At 38.8% G+C, this 17,550-nt stretch carries 12 protein-coding genes; 4 read left to right on the top strand and 8 right to left on the bottom strand.

All coding sequences use genetic code 11. The features are described 5' to 3' along the window. Window positions 1–288: 288 nt before the first annotated feature. Window positions 289–774, bottom strand: a complete 486-nt coding sequence (locus EO114_RS02380; RefSeq protein WP_009372173.1) for a ferritin — start codon at window positions 772–774, stop codon at window positions 289–291. Window positions 775–1,049: 275 nt separating this feature from the next. Here EO114_RS02380 and EO114_RS02375 point away from each other — a divergent pair, with 275 nt between their 5' ends. Genes EO114_RS02375 through EO114_RS02365 form a run of 3 tightly spaced genes read left to right on the top strand, consistent with a single transcriptional unit; the run spans window position 1,050 to window position 4,338 of the window. Further along, the gene (locus EO114_RS02375; protein ID WP_062403367.1) at window positions 1,050–2,090 is read left to right on the top strand and encodes a GTP-binding protein; all 1,041 of its coding nucleotides are present in this window, start codon (window positions 1,050–1,052) and stop codon (window positions 2,088–2,090) included. Between the two features lie 5 nt (window positions 2,091–2,095). Continuing rightward, window positions 2,096–3,583, top strand: a complete 1,488-nt coding sequence (locus EO114_RS02370; RefSeq protein ID WP_127061307.1) for a permease — start codon at window positions 2,096–2,098, stop codon at window positions 3,581–3,583. Next, window positions 3,580–4,338: a TIGR03943 family protein gene (locus EO114_RS02365; RefSeq protein ID WP_164723746.1), complete on the top strand. Its 759-nt coding sequence runs from the start codon at window positions 3,580–3,582 to the stop codon at window positions 4,336–4,338. The genes EO114_RS02370 and EO114_RS02365 overlap by 4 nt, the downstream gene beginning before the upstream one ends. A 125-nt stretch (window positions 4,339–4,463) precedes the next feature. On the opposite strand, the gene EO114_RS02360 is transcribed toward EO114_RS02365, so the two are convergent. From EO114_RS02360 to EO114_RS02335, 6 genes are all read right to left on the bottom strand, one after another. Next, window positions 4,464–7,373, bottom strand: a complete 2,910-nt coding sequence (locus EO114_RS02360; RefSeq protein WP_127061302.1) for an insulinase family protein — start codon at window positions 7,371–7,373, stop codon at window positions 4,464–4,466. Between the two features lie 126 nt (window positions 7,374–7,499). Continuing rightward, window positions 7,500–8,057 carry a hypothetical protein gene (locus EO114_RS02355; RefSeq protein WP_062403383.1) on the bottom strand — a complete coding sequence of 186 codons (558 nt, stop codon included), beginning with the start codon at window positions 8,055–8,057 and terminating at the stop codon, window positions 7,500–7,502. 1 nt (window position 8,058) lies between these two features. Continuing rightward, a complete protein-coding gene (locus EO114_RS02350) occupies window positions 8,059–9,372 on the bottom strand; it encodes a M18 family aminopeptidase (RefSeq protein ID WP_127061300.1) in 1,314 nt (437 codons plus the stop codon). A 56-nt stretch (window positions 9,373–9,428) separates the two neighbouring features. Then, on the bottom strand, window positions 9,429–10,253 hold the full coding sequence (locus EO114_RS02345; protein ID WP_009354132.1) for an Mrp/NBP35 family ATP-binding protein: 825 nt from the start codon (window positions 10,251–10,253) through the stop codon (window positions 9,429–9,431). Between the two features lie 255 nt (window positions 10,254–10,508). Beyond that, entirely contained in the window at window positions 10,509–11,702 is a 1,194-nt protein-coding gene (locus tag EO114_RS02340; RefSeq protein ID WP_127061297.1) for a PLP-dependent aminotransferase family protein, read from the bottom strand. A 257-nt stretch (window positions 11,703–11,959) separates the two neighbouring features. After that, on the bottom strand, window positions 11,960–15,409 hold the full coding sequence (locus EO114_RS02335) for a pyruvate carboxylase (RefSeq protein WP_127061294.1): 3,450 nt from the start codon (window positions 15,407–15,409) through the stop codon (window positions 11,960–11,962). Window positions 15,410–15,704: 295 nt separating this feature from the next. On the opposite strand from EO114_RS02335, the gene EO114_RS02330 reads away from it, so the two are divergent. After that, on the top strand, window positions 15,705–16,568 hold the full coding sequence (locus EO114_RS02330; protein ID WP_127061291.1) for an RluA family pseudouridine synthase: 864 nt from the start codon (window positions 15,705–15,707) through the stop codon (window positions 16,566–16,568). Window positions 16,569–16,617: 49 nt separating this feature from the next. Here the strand turns inward: EO114_RS02330 and fba are convergent, their stop codons facing one another. Beyond that, window positions 16,618–17,547, bottom strand: a complete 930-nt coding sequence (gene fba / locus EO114_RS02325) for a class II fructose-1,6-bisphosphate aldolase (protein ID WP_127061289.1) — start codon at window positions 17,545–17,547, stop codon at window positions 16,618–16,620. Between the last annotated feature and the right edge of the window lie 3 nt (window positions 17,548–17,550).

Here is a 17,550-nt window from a genome sequence, read left to right as displayed (position 1 = left end):
TTGACTTTTTGTTTAAAAAAATTGTAGGACCCTATTCATATACGAATAACGCCCCACATCGATGGCACAATAAAAATAAGTAGCCCCTCTATTAGAAAGGCTACCTATTGTATATTCTAGCAAACAACATCACTCTTACAAATATCATTATTTTGTTTAGTTATATGTGTTATATGTGTTGTGTGTTAGGTTTTGTATTATGTGTGTTTGTTATGTTTGTGTGTATTTTTTTATGTGTAATAGGTTTGATATGAAGTTCTCACTTCACTGTAAGAGCGAGTGTAGCAATTATTGACGGCTGCCTAATTTGGAGTCCAAGAATAATTGTGCAGAACGGCTATCTTGTGCAAATGTGAATTGATCTACTAGGTCAGTTGCATTCGCTTCTTCTTCTACTTGTTCTTCTACGAACCAGTTCAAGAAAGATACTGTAGCATAATCTTTTTCTTCTAATGCTAATGCATACAAGTTGTGGATTTTGCCAGTAATCATTTGTTCATGAGCTAATACAGCTTTTGCTACTTCTAAAGGATTAGTCAATGTAGATGCTGTGTTTTTTACATCACCTAGTGTTACTTTTTCGTTGTTGCTTTGTAAGTAATCAATGAATTTGAAAGCGTGAGTTACTTCTTCTTGGTATTGTGCACGTAACCATGCGGAGAAACCTTTGAAGTTAGCATCAGCCATAGCTAAGGAAAGAGCTAAATATGTGGATGCTGCGTTAAATTCGAAAATAACTTGTTCGTTAAGAGCTTGTGCTACTTTTTGATTCATATTTTTATACCTCATATACTATTTATAAATTGACAATACACTGATGTGTTCCCACATCGTACTTTCATTATAACAGATAAATCGAAATAAATCAATCTTCTTTTTCTATTTTTTTCGATTTTTTATCATTTATCATGTATTTTGATAATAGTTGTGAGTTACACAGACTGAAATGCTCAATCATTCATGCATAGCTGACTAAAAGAGAGTATACTATTCATGCAAGAACTTTCATTTTATTATATATAGCATTATACACATTGGAGGTGAAATGTATGATGAAGCTAATCAGTCGTGCTTTTACTAGAGCTAAACAAAACTTAAGCTCTCATAAAGTAAAAGTCTATATCGTCTCTGGTTTTTTAGGTGCTGGGAAAACAACCTTTATTCAGCAACTCATACAAGAATTACCAGATCCAACAAGAGTTTTAATCTTAGAAAACGATTTTGGTCAAGTCAATTTAGATGGAGCTATCCTCCGAGAAAAAGGCTATACTGTTCGCGAGCTCACATCTGGATGCATTTGTTGTAGCTTAGCCGGCGATTTTCGTAGAGCTTTAGTAGATATTTTAGACACCCAAGATGTGGATTATATTATTATTGAACCATCAGGAGTCAGTCAACTATCAGATATTCTAGCTATTTGCAAAGATTCATCTATTGCAAAACGCATTGAGCTCACCGGTTGTGTGTCCATTGTGGATGCTATGCGGGCGCCTATGTATTATAAAAACTTTGGTGTCTTCTTTAAAGATCAAATTGCTTACTCTAGTCAAGTCTTTATTAGCCACCAAGAAGATGAAGATTTGCTACAAAACACCTTAGAAATTATTCGTCTCTTAAACCCGGCAGCTCCTATATACATATTGCCTTGGAATGAGATTACCCTTTCAAAATATATTTCAATGTATCCACGAGAACAAGCCGTGTCGGCCTTATCTCCTAACAAGAACATTGAAAACCATAAAGGTCATCATACAGCCCGGAATCACCCTGAGATTCCCCATCATGACCACATTGCTCATCATGCACAAGCCAAAGATGCTTTCTTAACATGTACTGTAGAGTGTACCTTACCTCGTACTATCGATGAATGGCAACACCATTTGAAAGCGCTCATTGAAACGAATACAACTGGCCATATATTACGCTTAAAAGGTTGTATCCCTCTTTCCACAGGTGGACAGGCTTTGGTACAATACAATGGAACTGGTCTAGAGATTACTCCTACTACGTTACATGATTCATATTTAACCATCATTGGTCCATCTTTGAACAATGATGCGTTACAGTCTTTTATTAACGGAACAATATAGAACTTATGCAAACTATTCCCACCTATGTAGTGATGGGCTTTCTCGGTTCAGGAAAGACAAGTGCCATCACAGCTGGTATCGAAAGTCATAAAATTTCAAATGTTCTTCTCTTTCAATTTGAGCAGGGCTTACAAAGTCCTGCTCTTTCCAACGAAAGAGTGCATACTTTCTCCATCGACGATGATCCCAAGAACACTATCTCCGCTTGTCAGCAAGTATTACAAGATCATCAGTATCGTGAACTTTGGATCGAATGGAATGGAATGGGTTCCCTAGAACATTTTGAAACACTTTTTCTCCGCTCTCCCTTAGGAGATATGCTAACTATTAAACATATCTATTATGTAACCCATCCAGAATGGGTGGAGTCACAATTACCGTATTTAGGGGAAATTCCCCTTTCACAAATTCGCTATAGCGATACAGTCATACTGGGCAACACTACGCAAGAAAAGGCTAAAGAGTATACTGATTTAGCTCCTAATAGCACTTGGATTGCCTGCCAAGATGTGAAGCAATGGCCTATCACTAAACCCTTACAAATGTCTAAACCTCAATGGAAACAATATGCGATCATCCCTATCCTATTGGCCTTGGGATATATGTTTTATGCACAGCCTAATTGGGTAACCATGACCACAGCCATCTTATTACAGATGATACCATTCTTGCTCTTAGGGACTGGTATTTCCGTCATCGTAGAACAATATGCCTCTCCCTATCGCATTGAAAAATATTTACATCGGTCTCCTATATTTGCCTATATACTAGCTATTATCATGGCTTGTACTATGCCACTCTGTGATTGCGCGGTAATCCCTATCTTACGCAGTCTAACACGGCAAGGTATGGAACCGAAAGTTAGTCTATTCTTTACGATGATTAGTCCTTTGCTAAATCCCATTGTACTACTCTCCACGTATTATGCGTTCCCAAAAGAACCTATGATACTCTGGGGACGACCTTTACTAGGAATTTTGCTAGCTTTTATTGTAAGCCAATATTGTGGCTCTCGTATCTACGGTCGTACCGATGCATTCCCTCCATGGAAACAATTAACTCTAGTAAAATCACTGTCAAAAGATATAGGATTTTTCGGAAGATTACAAGAAGAAACCTTACGCCTATTGCCCTTTATCATAATTGGGTCTATACTAAGTAGTGGGTTACAATTATTTTTACCTAAACAATGGTTGCAAGATATATCCTTATCTGGCTCCATTTTAGTCATCTTCGGCATGATGGCACTCGCCTTTTGTGTATCCATCTGCTCTACTGCAGATGCCATTATCGCCCGGTCCTTTATGAACGTCATTCCTTTACCAGGAATCTTGGCATTCTTACTGTTTGGACCTCTATTAGACATTAAAAACTACGTCTTATTACGAAATCTGTTCCCTAATTCCTTTGTGAAAGTATATAGTATTTCCATTATTCTGGGAACAACGATTATATGTATACTATTTTCGATCATAGGAGGTTATGCACTATGAAATACATTCCTACAATTAACATCCACGCAGCGGTAGAAATCGTAGCCTCTGCTAGCTGCAGCCTGTCCTTGTTATATTTATTAACAACAGGCTCCATCTATCGTTTAATTGCCCCTAATTCCTATATCATCGCTTTACTATGGGCCTTGACATTATTACTATTATGGAGCACGATTAAAGCGAGTAAAAACATATTCCGTAAATCCTATGGCTCTTCGTATCGAAATGCTATCCTATACGGATTATGTACTTTACTATTAAGTCCATCCATCTTCCATGCCCAAGCCTTTGCATTACCAGCAGAAGAACCGGTAGATCAAGTTATTTCCATTACCAAAGAACCAGTTCCAACGAACGATTATAAAAACATTGGTGATGGTATCGATGATACGCATCGACACATTACATTAACATCTAGAAATTATTACGATACCATTTTAAAAGTATCTAATCACATTGAAAAATATAAAGGATATACAGTATCTGCTACAGGCTATATTTCTTATCATGACAAAGCATTACAAGGTAACGATTTTGTATTAGCTCGTGATCTAATGATTTGTTGTGTAGCAGATATGTCACCATTCGGATTACCTACTGAGTACTCCTCTACTACGCCATTATTAGAGCATACTTGGTATACAATGGAAGGAACTATCGGCACTCGTAACTTCCACGGTGTAGAACAGCCTTACATCGTAAACAGCAAAATTACACAAGCCGATGCTATCGATGGATATATTTTCCCTAACTAAATAATAAAAATTCGCACATCAGAATATTCTGATGTGCGTTATTATTTTATAGATCATAAACTCACAAAAGCCATACTCCTCTGGTTTCCCAGATAAGGTATGGCTTTTACTATGTTCTTATGAAGTTATTGTACTAGGTTACTCACTTTGTCAAAAAGCTGTTCTGCTTCTTTGATACGCTGTTCGCTACCCATGACTACGATATGGTTGTCTTGTAGTACTTTTTCAATGACATCTGCTAATCCACGTAAGTCTTCTACTGTTGTTTCCAAGACTTGTTGACGGAAAGCCGTCATATTTGCTTCATCGGTGTTCCCAAAATATAAGCTCATAGCGCGAGCTCCTTGTAGGAATGGTGTATTAGATACATCCAGTCCACTCATAGTACCAATGATATATTTACGCATTTCTCGTGGAGATAAATCTAATTCACGTAAATACGTCGGCAATCCATCATACACTTGTAATGTATTTTCTAAGTTTGGATCACGGTAGGAACAGAATACCATATTACCATTATTATGGAAGTTAGCAAAGGCTCCATACGCTCCACCTTGTACACGAATCAAGTTCCACAGATAATCGTAGCGTAACATAGTTTCTAGGACGCTCATGGTACCTGTATGTGTACCACCATGATCACGGAAGTTACCACCTTTTGCCACATATTGTACCTTACCAGATGTAGCTAAGCCTTCATTCACATAGGATTGAGTCATCTCTAGCTGTGCTTCCCAACTATCATCACTTAAAACAGCAGTGATATCGTCTAGATGTGCTAAGAAAGTTTCTAGTTCTCCAGTAGTACCTACAAAAGATACTTCCAAGTTATCTTTACGGAATAAACGTTGTTGTACTTTCATCAATTGTTCTGTCACACCAGCTAGTAATGTTTCATTGTCTAAGACTTCGACTAAACGACGGAAATAGCCTAATGTATCTTGGTCTCTAAATTTACCAATTTTCGATACTTTCGCCATAAGCAAGTTAGTAACAATCGTATTACCACGGCGGAATGCTTCTGTATCCCAGATGGCCTTTCCTTCTTTTAATAATTCTACAAGACGTTCTTGACTATCAAACTTTGTGCGTCCTACAATTTCTCCAAGTAGGGATGTTAAATGACCAATGTTAGATGCTAACGCCTTACTACGAACAACCGCTAATGGTACAAATGCATCACGTTCATTATGGATAGAGACTGGCAATACATCCATGGTATAGCCGCCTAAATGTAGATTTATTTCTTTTGCTATCTCTGCATAGGTAAAACGTTCTGTATCTAGTCGGCCTAATACATCTGACAATAGCTCTGCATAGAATAATTCATCTTCTCGCAAGGATTCCATATTGAAATACAAGCTAACATAGTTAATGCCACGAGCTGGTACATCAATGTGATGCACATGAATACCTTTATGGTCAATTTCACGACGTGGTGTTACTTCTACTACAGGAGAAATATCGGACAATTCTAATAAAGGAATTGTTGCCAGTGCTTCTTCAGAATCTATGGCTTGTTGCATTTCTTTTAATTTTGCTGTTTGATCAATAATATGGGCTATTTCTTCTTCACTCATATTTGATTTAATAGCCGCTAGTTTAGCAGTCTCTTCTTGTTCTTTTTTCTCTTGCAAACCTTTTTCTGGATACAGAGAAACTAAGCCTTTATGCGTGTTATCTAAAATATAGGTACGCAATAAGTTTTCATAGAAATCGGTAGATAATCCTTCACGAAGTGCTTTCAATACTGGTTCATATTGTAACAATTCAATAGGATCTTTATCATATAACCAATTATCCATCACTCGTAAGCCGTAAGCAAGACCAATTGGACGCCCTCCAAAATCGGCTTCCCGCAAAATGAACTCAATACGATTTAAGGATGCCTCTAACAATTCCTTATCTAAACCTGCATCTACTAATTGGCGTAATGTTTTTTCCACCACTTCTTGCAACTGTGCTTGTTTTTCTATTTCAGAACCTGTGACACTAATTTCAAACAATGGCTGATGAATCCCATCCATGTAAGCGCCACTTACATCACTACCAATATTTGCTTTCACTAAAGCTTCTTTCAACGGCGCTGAGCCAGATGTAAATAAGGCATGATTCAACACTTCAAAAGCTAAGCTTTGAGTAAATGACATCTCTGGGAATACATAGGTTAAGGAATGAATGGCTTTGCCCTTATCACTTTCATCATTACCAATACCATATGGGAAAGATGCCACCACTGGTTCAGATAAAGGAGCTTGCATGGCAATGCTAGAATCTACGTCAATAGCCTGGAAGTTTGACAAATATTCCCCATCGATAAATGCTAAGGTTTCTTTAATATTCATATCTCCATATAAATAAATATAGCTATTGGACGGATGGTAATAAGAATCGTAGAAGGCTTTAAAGTTTTCATAGGTCAAATCTGTAATATTGTCAGGATATCCACCAGAGTCATGCCCATAGGTAGTATCAGGATATAACAATTTTATCTTGTGATGATCTAATTGAGAGTCAGGTGAGGAATAAACTCCTTTCATCTCGTTATAGACAACGCCTTTATAGGTCAATGGATCTTCTGGAGATTCCAATTCATAATGCCATCCCTCTTGCATAACGATCATCGGATCCTTAGCTACACGAGGATAGAACACGGCATCCAAATAGACATCCATCAAATTATGAAAGTCTGCATCATTCTTACTTGCCACTGGATACACTGTTTTATCAGAGTATGTCATAGCATTTAAGAATGTGTTCAAAGAGCCTTTTACTAGTTCAACAAAGGGCTCTTTTAAAGGAAATTTGCGAGAACCACACAGCACAGAATGTTCCAAAATATGAGCTACCCCTGTGCTATCATGAGGGGGTGTACGGAATGCTACATGAAATACTTTATTTGTATCTTCCGTATCTATGTATAACAAACGAGCACCAGATTGCTCATGCTTAAGCATGTAGGCTGTGCCATTCACCTCTTGAACAGGTTCAATTCGCTCTACACGAAAACCTGCATAGACTGTATCTAACTTCATAATACCTCTTTTCTATCTACTAAACATGCAACGGCCATCCCTAGTAAACTAGTTCTGACCGTTGTTATATATGTGTATAACATTTTGTCATAATGCTAACTAATTATATCATATTCTCACTGAGAATCATAATACAAACAAATGGATAAGACCGGCAAAAATCCAAATGACAGTTCCCCATTTATACGCTTTTCTACCAATCCCAAAAGCAATGCCATGACTCATATTATATCGTGTCACTCCATAAGGAATCAGAATATACAATAACCAAGCAAGAATCATATAGGAAAATTCTAAGCCATACCGTACATGCGCTGCCAACAAACCTACGATAAAAATAGTATCCCAAATCCAACGATCATATACATTCTTAGGTACTTGTTGCCCTTCTAAAATAGGGCGCAAATGAGATACCGAAACAATTTCTAACACTTGTACTAGGGCCATACCTAATGCAATAGCACAAATAGTCTGTACAATGGTGACTCCATCAATTCCTAGCAATGTAATATTCCCAGTCACACCATACACAGCAAGCACCAACATACCTAATAATTGTAAAGCTTTTGTAACTTCTTCTTTTTGCTGTTCCTTCACCGTCGATTGTTCATAAAACATACGTTGAAAGGGTGTAGAAATTCGATTCAATACTAAAGCTACAAAAATTGCCATCATAGAAACCATGTTATACCTCCCCTAAAAATACAGTTAATAATCGATTTAACTCAATTTGGTCATAGGTACCCATCAACTCACGTGCGGAATGCATGGCCAACAGTGATAAACCTACATCCATAGTTCGCATCACTAATTGCGCTGAAGAAATAGAGCCTACTGTAGATCCGCCTGGAATATCCGATCGATTCACATAAATTTGATGCTTAATGCCATGGGTCTCACATAAATCGGTCACAATCGCTTGTGCAACCGCATCTCCCGCATAGGATTGAGAGCTAGCTATTTTTAAAACTACGCCACCATTCAAAGTCGGGTAATTTGTAATATCATTTTTCTCGCCATAATTAGGATGATATCCATGAGCCACATCAGAAGAAATCATGAACCCTTTTGCAATATCCACTTCACAGGCTTCTTCTGAGAATCCTAACGCACGGTACACACGGCGTACTACATTTGGTAATAACAAGGAGGCTCCTCCTTGTTTTGTACGACTTCCCACCTCTTCGTGGTCAAATAGGAATGCCATACGAATCCCTGTAGCCTGTTGTTCTTTGGCACTTACAATTCCTTGTAAGCAAGCATAACAGGATGTAAGATTATCTAATCGTGGTGCACTGATATATTCCGCATCAAAGCCAACGGTTTCCACTGTATCCGTATTATACACGGTCAACTCATAGGATAAAATATCTGCTGGTTCACAGCCAATTTCTTCGGCTAATAAGGCTTTTAATAAAGTTTTGTCGTCTTCGTACTCCGTGCCAAGGCCACGCATTAAAATGAGTGGTAACATCTCTTTTTGCTTGTTAAACACAGCCTTTTCATTAACTTGTCGATTCATATGAATCGCTAAGCTAGGGATAGTAGCCACCGGCTTTGCTATATCTACGTAATGTGTCTCTAGGTCTAACCCTTTTCCTTTTGTCACTACCACACCAGCCAGAGAAAGAGGTCGATCGAACCAAGTATATTGAATTAATCCACCATAACTTTCTACATTCAGCTTACCATACCCTTTGTCCGTAATCATGGCATTAGGCTTCACCCGGAATCCAGGAAAGTCTGTATGAGCAGAGGCAATCCGTAATGTCTCTCTTGGATGTTCTCCAATATGGACTGCCACTAAAGTAGTACCATATACATCAATGACATAATCCCCTGCCACCAAATTCCATTCTTCATCCATCGATAAAGGTGTAAAGCCTTGTTCCTCTAAGCGACGATAAGACTCCTCCACCGTATGATACGGTGAGGTAGAGCTTTCAATATAATCAAAAAAGTCAGCATACATAGTTGTGACTTTATTCTGTTCACACATAGTTCCTCCTATGAAAAATACCATAGGTACAACGTACACTATGGTATTGTCCACGCTTACTCTGGTAAGCCTACTGATTCTAAATTTGTTGTTGTTATGGTTTCAATCTCACCGGCATCACACAACTCTGCTACTTTAGGATCAATTGGTAGTCGGCCTAGTAACAATAAATTGTATTTTTTCAATACTTCATCAATGTGACTTTCACCAAAGATTTTATAATCTTTTCCATTATCTGGGCAATGGAAATAAGCAAAGTTTTCCACTACACCAATAATAGGTACTTGCATCATATCCGCCATTTTTACAGCTTTTTCCACAATCATAGATACTAAATCTTGAGGGGATGTAACCACGATAATACCGTCCAATGGTAAGGATTGGAATACTGTCATGGCTACGTCTCCTGTTCCTGGAGGCATATCCACGAACAAGTAATCTACATCGCCCCATACTGTATCGGAGAAGAATTGTTTTACCACATTACCTACCACAGGACCTCTCCAAAGGACTGGATCCGATTCATCATCTAATAGCAAATTCACAGACATCACTTTCACGCCATTTTTAGACACGATAGGATACATCAATTTACCATCATCGCTACGCACTTTGTCTTTCAAACCAAATACTTTTGGAATGGATGGACCTGTAATATCTCCATCAAGAATCCCTACAGATTTACCTTTACGAGATTGACTCACTGCCATCAAGCTTGTGACCAAAGATTTACCAACACCGCCCTTACCGGATACAATGCCGATGACCTTTTTCACATGACTTCTATCATTTGTTTTTACTGTCAAATCTACTGGTTGTTGCGTACCGCATCCGCTAGAAGATGCGCAACCGCCGCAACCACCGTTATCTCCACATGCCATTATAAACCTTCTTTCTATATGTCTGAAAGTCCTTAGAACTTTCTTTACCAATATAAGTACTGCCATTCACATCTGTGAATGCATGGTATATCCTATATATCTATAGGTATATTCCTATTATATCATAGGATATAAAAATTTTGTAACACTCTCACATAAGATAAGCGCAACATAGTCATAAGTAACAGAAACAGTTACCCTACATATGTTGCGCTCGTAATTCATCTTTATAAAATACATGTGCAGTGGAAATACCTAGTCCCCACAATACTCACGTGTCAATTCTCCAATAATTTGCATGCCTTTGCGGATGTCTTCAAGAGATGGCACAGTATAGCTTAAACGGAAGTGTTGTCCATAGGGAACGCCATCAGCAGCAAAAGCTCCACTTTTCACAATGCCTACTTTTCGCGCAATGGCCTCTTCAAAGAAAGCGTCACAGTCCACATGGTCTGGCAAAGTCATCCATATAAACATTCCTCCCTTAGGTTCTGTTAAATGTACTTTAGAACTACCGTATTGACGAAATGTATCTAACATAACATGGCATTTTTCTTGATACACCTTACATACCTTTTGGATTTGCTCATCATAATCGATATGTTCTAGCAAATGGCTTACTACACGTTGTGTGACTAATGGCATTTGACCATCACAATTATTCTTCATCACTTGGATAGCTTGGATTACTTCGCTTGGACCATACAAAAAACCAACTCGCAATCCTGCAGAAATCGTTTTAGAATAGGACCCTGCATATAGCACACGATTATCCGTATCCATTTCTTTGAAAGTAGGCACTCGCTCACCACTAAAGCGAATTTCTCCATACGGATCATCTTCGTAAATGAACAAATCATAAGCTTTTGCAATTTCATAAATGGCTTTTCTTCGTTCTAAAGGCATAGTAATACCTGTAGGGTTTTGAAAGTTAGGAATCAGATAGATATATTTACCTTTTCCAGATTTTGCCACTTCTTCCAAAGCTTTTGGAATCATACCATCCTCATCGGTAGGAATACCTACCGCTTTGGCTCCCACACTACGCACCGCATTAATAGCACTGGTAAACGTATAGGCATCCATGTACACTTCATCACCAGCATCACATACTGTACGAGGTACTAGCCCTAAATCTTGGCCTGCTCCGATGGACAATAACAACTGTTGGTTTTTGGTAGGCATGTGATGCACATGTACCAAACGATGTAATGTTTGCTCTGCTAACTTTGCATCTCCTTGCATAGGACCATATTGTAAAATCTCTAATGGATTTGTATGTACAATGTGGTCAAAGGCAGCTTGAATTTCCGCTACTGGCACCACTTCACCAGCTGGATTTCCTATCCCAAAACTAATGAACCCAGGAATCCCTGCGCCCCGTTCAAACACATCTCGAATAAAATTAGGTCCTTTGCTAATAGACCGTTCTGGCAGTACAAATGCCATAAGAATCACTCCTTTTATATTTCTTATTTATTTCAATACTATGGCTATACAATCATATAACATCAAATATATAATAAAAAAACTATGTATAGGATACCCATATATAACTGATAGTTACACCATATCCCTCTCAGATATGATAAACAGGAGCAACAGAGTTGCTCCTGTTTTGCATGTTATATACCATAGCCTACATCATAATTTACACCATAACTTGGCCTATATCTGATATACTGACACAATATAAATCGTATCATCTAGTTTGCTACATGCGCTTGTTCTTCAATAGTTAACAAGCAGTCGCCACTTTCAATACGGCTACCTTCACGAACATGGATGACACCTACCACACCAGATACTGGCGCTGTAATAGTAGTCTCCATCTTCATCGCTTCTGTCACTACAAGGGCATCACCTTTTTTCACAGCTTGACCCACTTGTGCCACAATTTTCACCACAGATCCGGATAAAGTAGCACCTACTTCACCTGGTTTTGTTGGATCCACTTTATGACGAACTACACCAGTTGTTTTAATGTGTTTATCGTGAATTTTAATCGTTCTAGGTTGACCATTTAGTTCAAATAACACATGGCGAGTACCATCTTCATCAGCTTCACTCATTTGAATGTATTTGATTACCAATGTTTTACCTTGTTCAATAGTCACTTCTACGCTTTCACCGCGTTTCATACCAAAGAAGAAGGTTGGTGTGTCAAGTACACTCACATCAGAATAGTCATGTTTGAACGTGCTATAATCAGCAAATACCTTGGAATATAAGCAGTGAGCAATCACATCTTCATCTGTAGTACCTGCTCCTTTCTCTGCTAGTTCTTTACGAACCGCTTCAAAGTCAACTGATGGCAACATAGCACCAGGGCGACCATCCAATGGTTTTTCACCTTTTAAGACAATTTGTTGTAACCGTTCAGGGAATCCCAAATATGGAGTACCAATGTAGCCTTTGAAGAATTCCACCACAGATTGTGGGAAGTCCAATGTATCCCCTTTGTCGTAGATATCTTGTTCTGTCAAATTATTTTGAACCATGAACAAAGTCATATCCCCAACAATTTTAGAAGATGGCGTTACTTTGATGATATCACCAAATAGCATACTCACTTCATGATACACACGTTTAATGTCTTCCCAACGCTCTCCAAGACCCACACTTTTCGCTTGTTGTTGTAAGTTTGAATACTGTCCACCAGGCATTTCATGTTGGTATACCGTTGTATTTGGATACGAAGATGTATGATCTACTCCTTTGTAGTATGGACGAATAGAACCAAAGTAGTTGGATGCTTCTTCCATATAGGCTACATTCATAGTTGGTTGACGATCATGTCCAGTCAAGCCATAGTACATAGAGCTCATGCTAGGTTGACTTGTACCATTGGCAAAAGCAGAATATGCTAAGTCGATAATATCTACTCCTGCATCTACCGCACGACCATAGGAGTATATAGCATTGCCAGAACCTTCATGGGTATGTAAGTGAATTGGTAAGTCTACGGCATCTTTTAATGCGCTTACTAAGTTATACGCTGCTTGAGGTTTTAATAAACCAGCCATATCTTTGATAGCTAAAATATTAGCCCCTGCTGCTGCCAGTTCTTTACCCATATTGACATAATATGCCAAGTTATATTTATCACGGCGAGGATCTAATATATCTCCTGTGTAGCATAAAGCCACTTCTGCTACTTTACCTTGATTACGAACTTCATCGATGGCTACTTTCATATTATCTAAGCTATTTAAGCTGTCAAAGATGCGGAATACATCGATACCATTTTTACCAGCCAATCGGATAAATTCACGCACCACATTGTCCGCATAGCTTGTGTATCCTACGGCATTAGAGCCACGAAGTAACATTTGTAACAAGATGTTTGGCACTTGTTCACGGAACATGCGCAACCGTTCCCATGGATCTTCATGCAAGAAACGATACGCCACATCAAACGTTGCACCGCCCCAACATTCTAAGGAGAACAAATTAGGCAATCCCTTCGCAACACGACCGGCCACACGAGCCATGTCTGCGGTACGCAAACGAGTCGCAAACAAGGATTGATGCGCATCACGCCATGTGGTATCTGTAAACAATACTTTTGGTTGTTCTTGAATCCATTTAGAGAATTTTTCTGGTCCTAATTCATCTAATTTTTGTTTTGTCCCCGCTGCTGGTACTCCTTGTAGGTTTGAAGGCATGATAATTGGATCAAATGTCGGTACTTCTTCTTTGTGTCCATTGTAACCATTGACAGTTACATCAGCGATGTAGCGAAGTAGTTTTGTACCTCTATCTTTATCTTTTTTCAAGTTGAACAGTTCTGGATGTTCGTCGATGAAATGAACATTGTAATCTCCAGATTGGAACACTTCATGTTCTAATACATTCACCAAGAAGTGCACATTCGTTTTTACACCACGAATACGGAACTCCCGCAAGCAACGCAACATTTTACGGATAGCTTCTTCTGTGGACAACGCCCAAGATGTAGCTTTTACTAGCAAGGAATCATAATATGGTGTAATAACTGCACCGGTAAAAGCATTACCACCATCTAAACGAATACCAAAACCACCAGAGCTACGGTACGTAATTAATTTACCTGTATCTGGCATAAAATTATTGTTTGGATCTTCTGTAGTAATACGACATTGGATAGCTACCCCTTCACAACGGATATTTTCTTGTGCAGGAATTGCCACTGCTTCACTGTGTAAATCGTGACCTTCGGCAATGCGAATTTGCGTATGTACAATATCGATACCTGTGATCATTTCTGTCACTGTATGTTCTACTTGGATACGAGGGTTGACTTCAATGAAATAGAAGTTTCCATCTGCGGTTACCAAGAATTCTACCGTACCAGCGCTGACATAGTTCACATGTTTCATGATTTTCACAGCGGCTGCACAAATACGGTCACGCAAATCACGGGATAAGGCAAAGGCTGGCGCCACTTCTACTACTTTTTGATGTCGACGTTGGATAGAACAATCCCGTTCATGTAAATGTACGATATTGCCATGTTCATCACCGATAATTTGGACTTCGATATGTTTTGGCTCTACAATTAATTTTTCTACGTACACATCATCATCGCCAAAAGCCATTTTTGCTTCAGATTTTGCACGATCATAAGCATCGCGAAGTTCTTCATATTTTGTTACTTCACGCATACCACGACCACCACCGCCATTCACGGCTTTGATCATCAATGGATAGCCATATTTCTCAGCAAATGCTTCTAATTCTGCAAAGTCTTTCAACGGACCATCACTGCCAGGAATCATCGGTATATCTGCTTTTTTGGCTTGAATACGAGCATTTACTTTGTCACCGAACATCACTAAATGTTCTACTTTAGGACCGATGAACGTAATCCCTTCTTCTTCACAACGTTGTGCAAAATGTGCATTTTCAGATAAGAAGCCATACCCTGGATGGATCGCATCTACGTCATGTTCCTTCGCAATACGAATAATATCTTCAATATCTAAGTATGCATCTACAGGTTTTTTACCTTCCCCTACTAAATAAGATTCATCTGCTTGATTGCGATGTAATGAAAGTGCATCTTCGTTAGAATAAATAGCTACCGTACGGATTCCCATTTCGTTACACGCACGAAGCACACGAATGGCGATTTCACCACGGTTTGCTACTAATAGCGAACGTATTTGTTTCATTATAAACCCTCCTCAACTTTATCTATTTCAGACCTAACACCTTATGGAATAGACATTTGTATACCTCATTATACCCCTAAATGTTGAAATTAGCTAGATATAAACAGTGGTTATTGGTAAAGTTTCTGAAAGAATTATATGAATATAAAAAAGCCGATATACAACTTTTGTCTATACGACAGAGTATGTATATATTTTTTGTAATCATTAACCATATTATCACTTTCTATGATATGATAAATTATATAATCTACATTTGGATACATATATACTTAACTCAACTACAAGGACATCTATGCAACCTATTTTATATTTCACACTTTCATTAGAGCATGCTCCATGCTCCATGAATCAAGCTATCCGAGAGCAAAAGGTATCACAAGCTATGCGCCGTCGTCTTCGTCGTGAAGGTTCGTTTCTTGTGAATGACAAACCCGCCACTTGGGATATCTTACTACATCCAGGTGATTCCGTAAAAGTTCACCTCACTAAAACATCACACATCGACCCTACTCCTATGGACTTGGATATCCTATTCGAGGATGAGCACTTATTAGTGATTAACAAACCTGCAGGCATGCTTATGCATCCTACTTCCTCTGAAAGATACCACACACTTGCCAACGGCGTATTAGCATACTTTGAAAAACAAGGTATGAACGCTAGCTTTCACCCTATTCATCGACTAGATAAGGACACCTCTGGTCTCGTTATCATTGCTAAGAATGCCTTGGTTCAACATGCTTTCGCCAAACAACATACACGCATTCAAAAAGTGTACGATGCTATAACCGATGGTATTATTCCTGTCAGTAAGTTATCCATTCATTTCCCTATTGCTCGCTTAGAGGGTAGCATTATTGAACGTTGTGCTCATCCACTAGGGCAACCGGCCCATACAGATATCACTGTAGTTCGACAACATCCACATCATACTCATGTGCGCTGTTATCTGCACACAGGACGAACTCACCAGATCAGAGTCCACCTTAGTGCTTTAGGATATCCACTCGCAGGCGATGATTTATACGGAGGCTCCTTAGCGTGGCAAACCAAACAATGCCTCCATGCCACAGAACTACATTTTATCCATCCTATGACACAAGAGTGGATCACATTGCATGCACCATTACCAGAGTATTTTAATAAAATTCCATAACAAAAAAACTGACACGCCCTAAGAGCATGCCAGCTTTTCTCAAATCAAGTTAAATTTTATTGTTGCAACCTAATACATTTTTAATTTTATGTTGCACCATAGCTTGGATAGCCTCACGGCCAGGTCCCAAGTATTTACGAGGGTCAAATTCAGCAGGATTGTTTGCTAATACTTCACGAATGCTTGCAGTCATAGCTAAGCGCAAGTCTGTGTCGATATTTATTTTGCACACTGCCATTGTGGCTGCTTTACGAAGCATATCTTCAGGCACCCCTTGTGCGCCTGGGATAGCACCACCAAAGGAGTTACATTTTTCAACGAATGCTTGTGGTACAGAAGATGCACCATGCAATACGATTGGGAAGTTCGGCAATAATTCGCCTACTCGTTGTAAACGACCAAAATCTAAGTATGGAGTGCCTTTAAATTTATACGCACCATGGCTTGTACCGATAGCAATCGCTAAAGAATCGACCCCAGTTAAACGAACGAATTCAGCGGCTTCCTCTGGATCGGTAAACAACGCATCTTTTTCGCTAACGTTTACGTCATCTTCCACACCTGCTAAACGACCTAACTCACCTTCTACTACAACGCCATGTTTATGAGCATATTCCACTACACGAGCTGTCAGTTCCACATTTTTTTCAAAAGGGTGTTTAGAGCCATCAATCATAACAGAAGTAAATCCGCTATCGATGCAATCTTTACAAATTTCAAAATCATCCCCATGATCCAAATGCAAAGCTATAGGAAGATCTGTATCGATTAAAGCTGCTTCCACCAGTTTTGTTAAGTACACAGGTTTTGCATATTTACGTGCTCCTGCAGAAACTTGCAAAATCAATGGTGCTTGCTCCACTTTCGCCGCATCCAAAATACCTTGGATAATTTCCATGTCGTTTACATTGAATGCACCAATTGCATAGCCGCCAGCATAGGCTTTTTCAAACATCTCTTTTGTAGATACTAATGGCATAAT

This window comes from Veillonella sp. 3627 (assembly GCF_003992195.1).
GTDB lineage: Bacteria > Bacillota > Negativicutes > Veillonellales > Veillonellaceae > F0422.
This window is presented reverse-complemented; position numbering and strand designations above follow the sequence as displayed.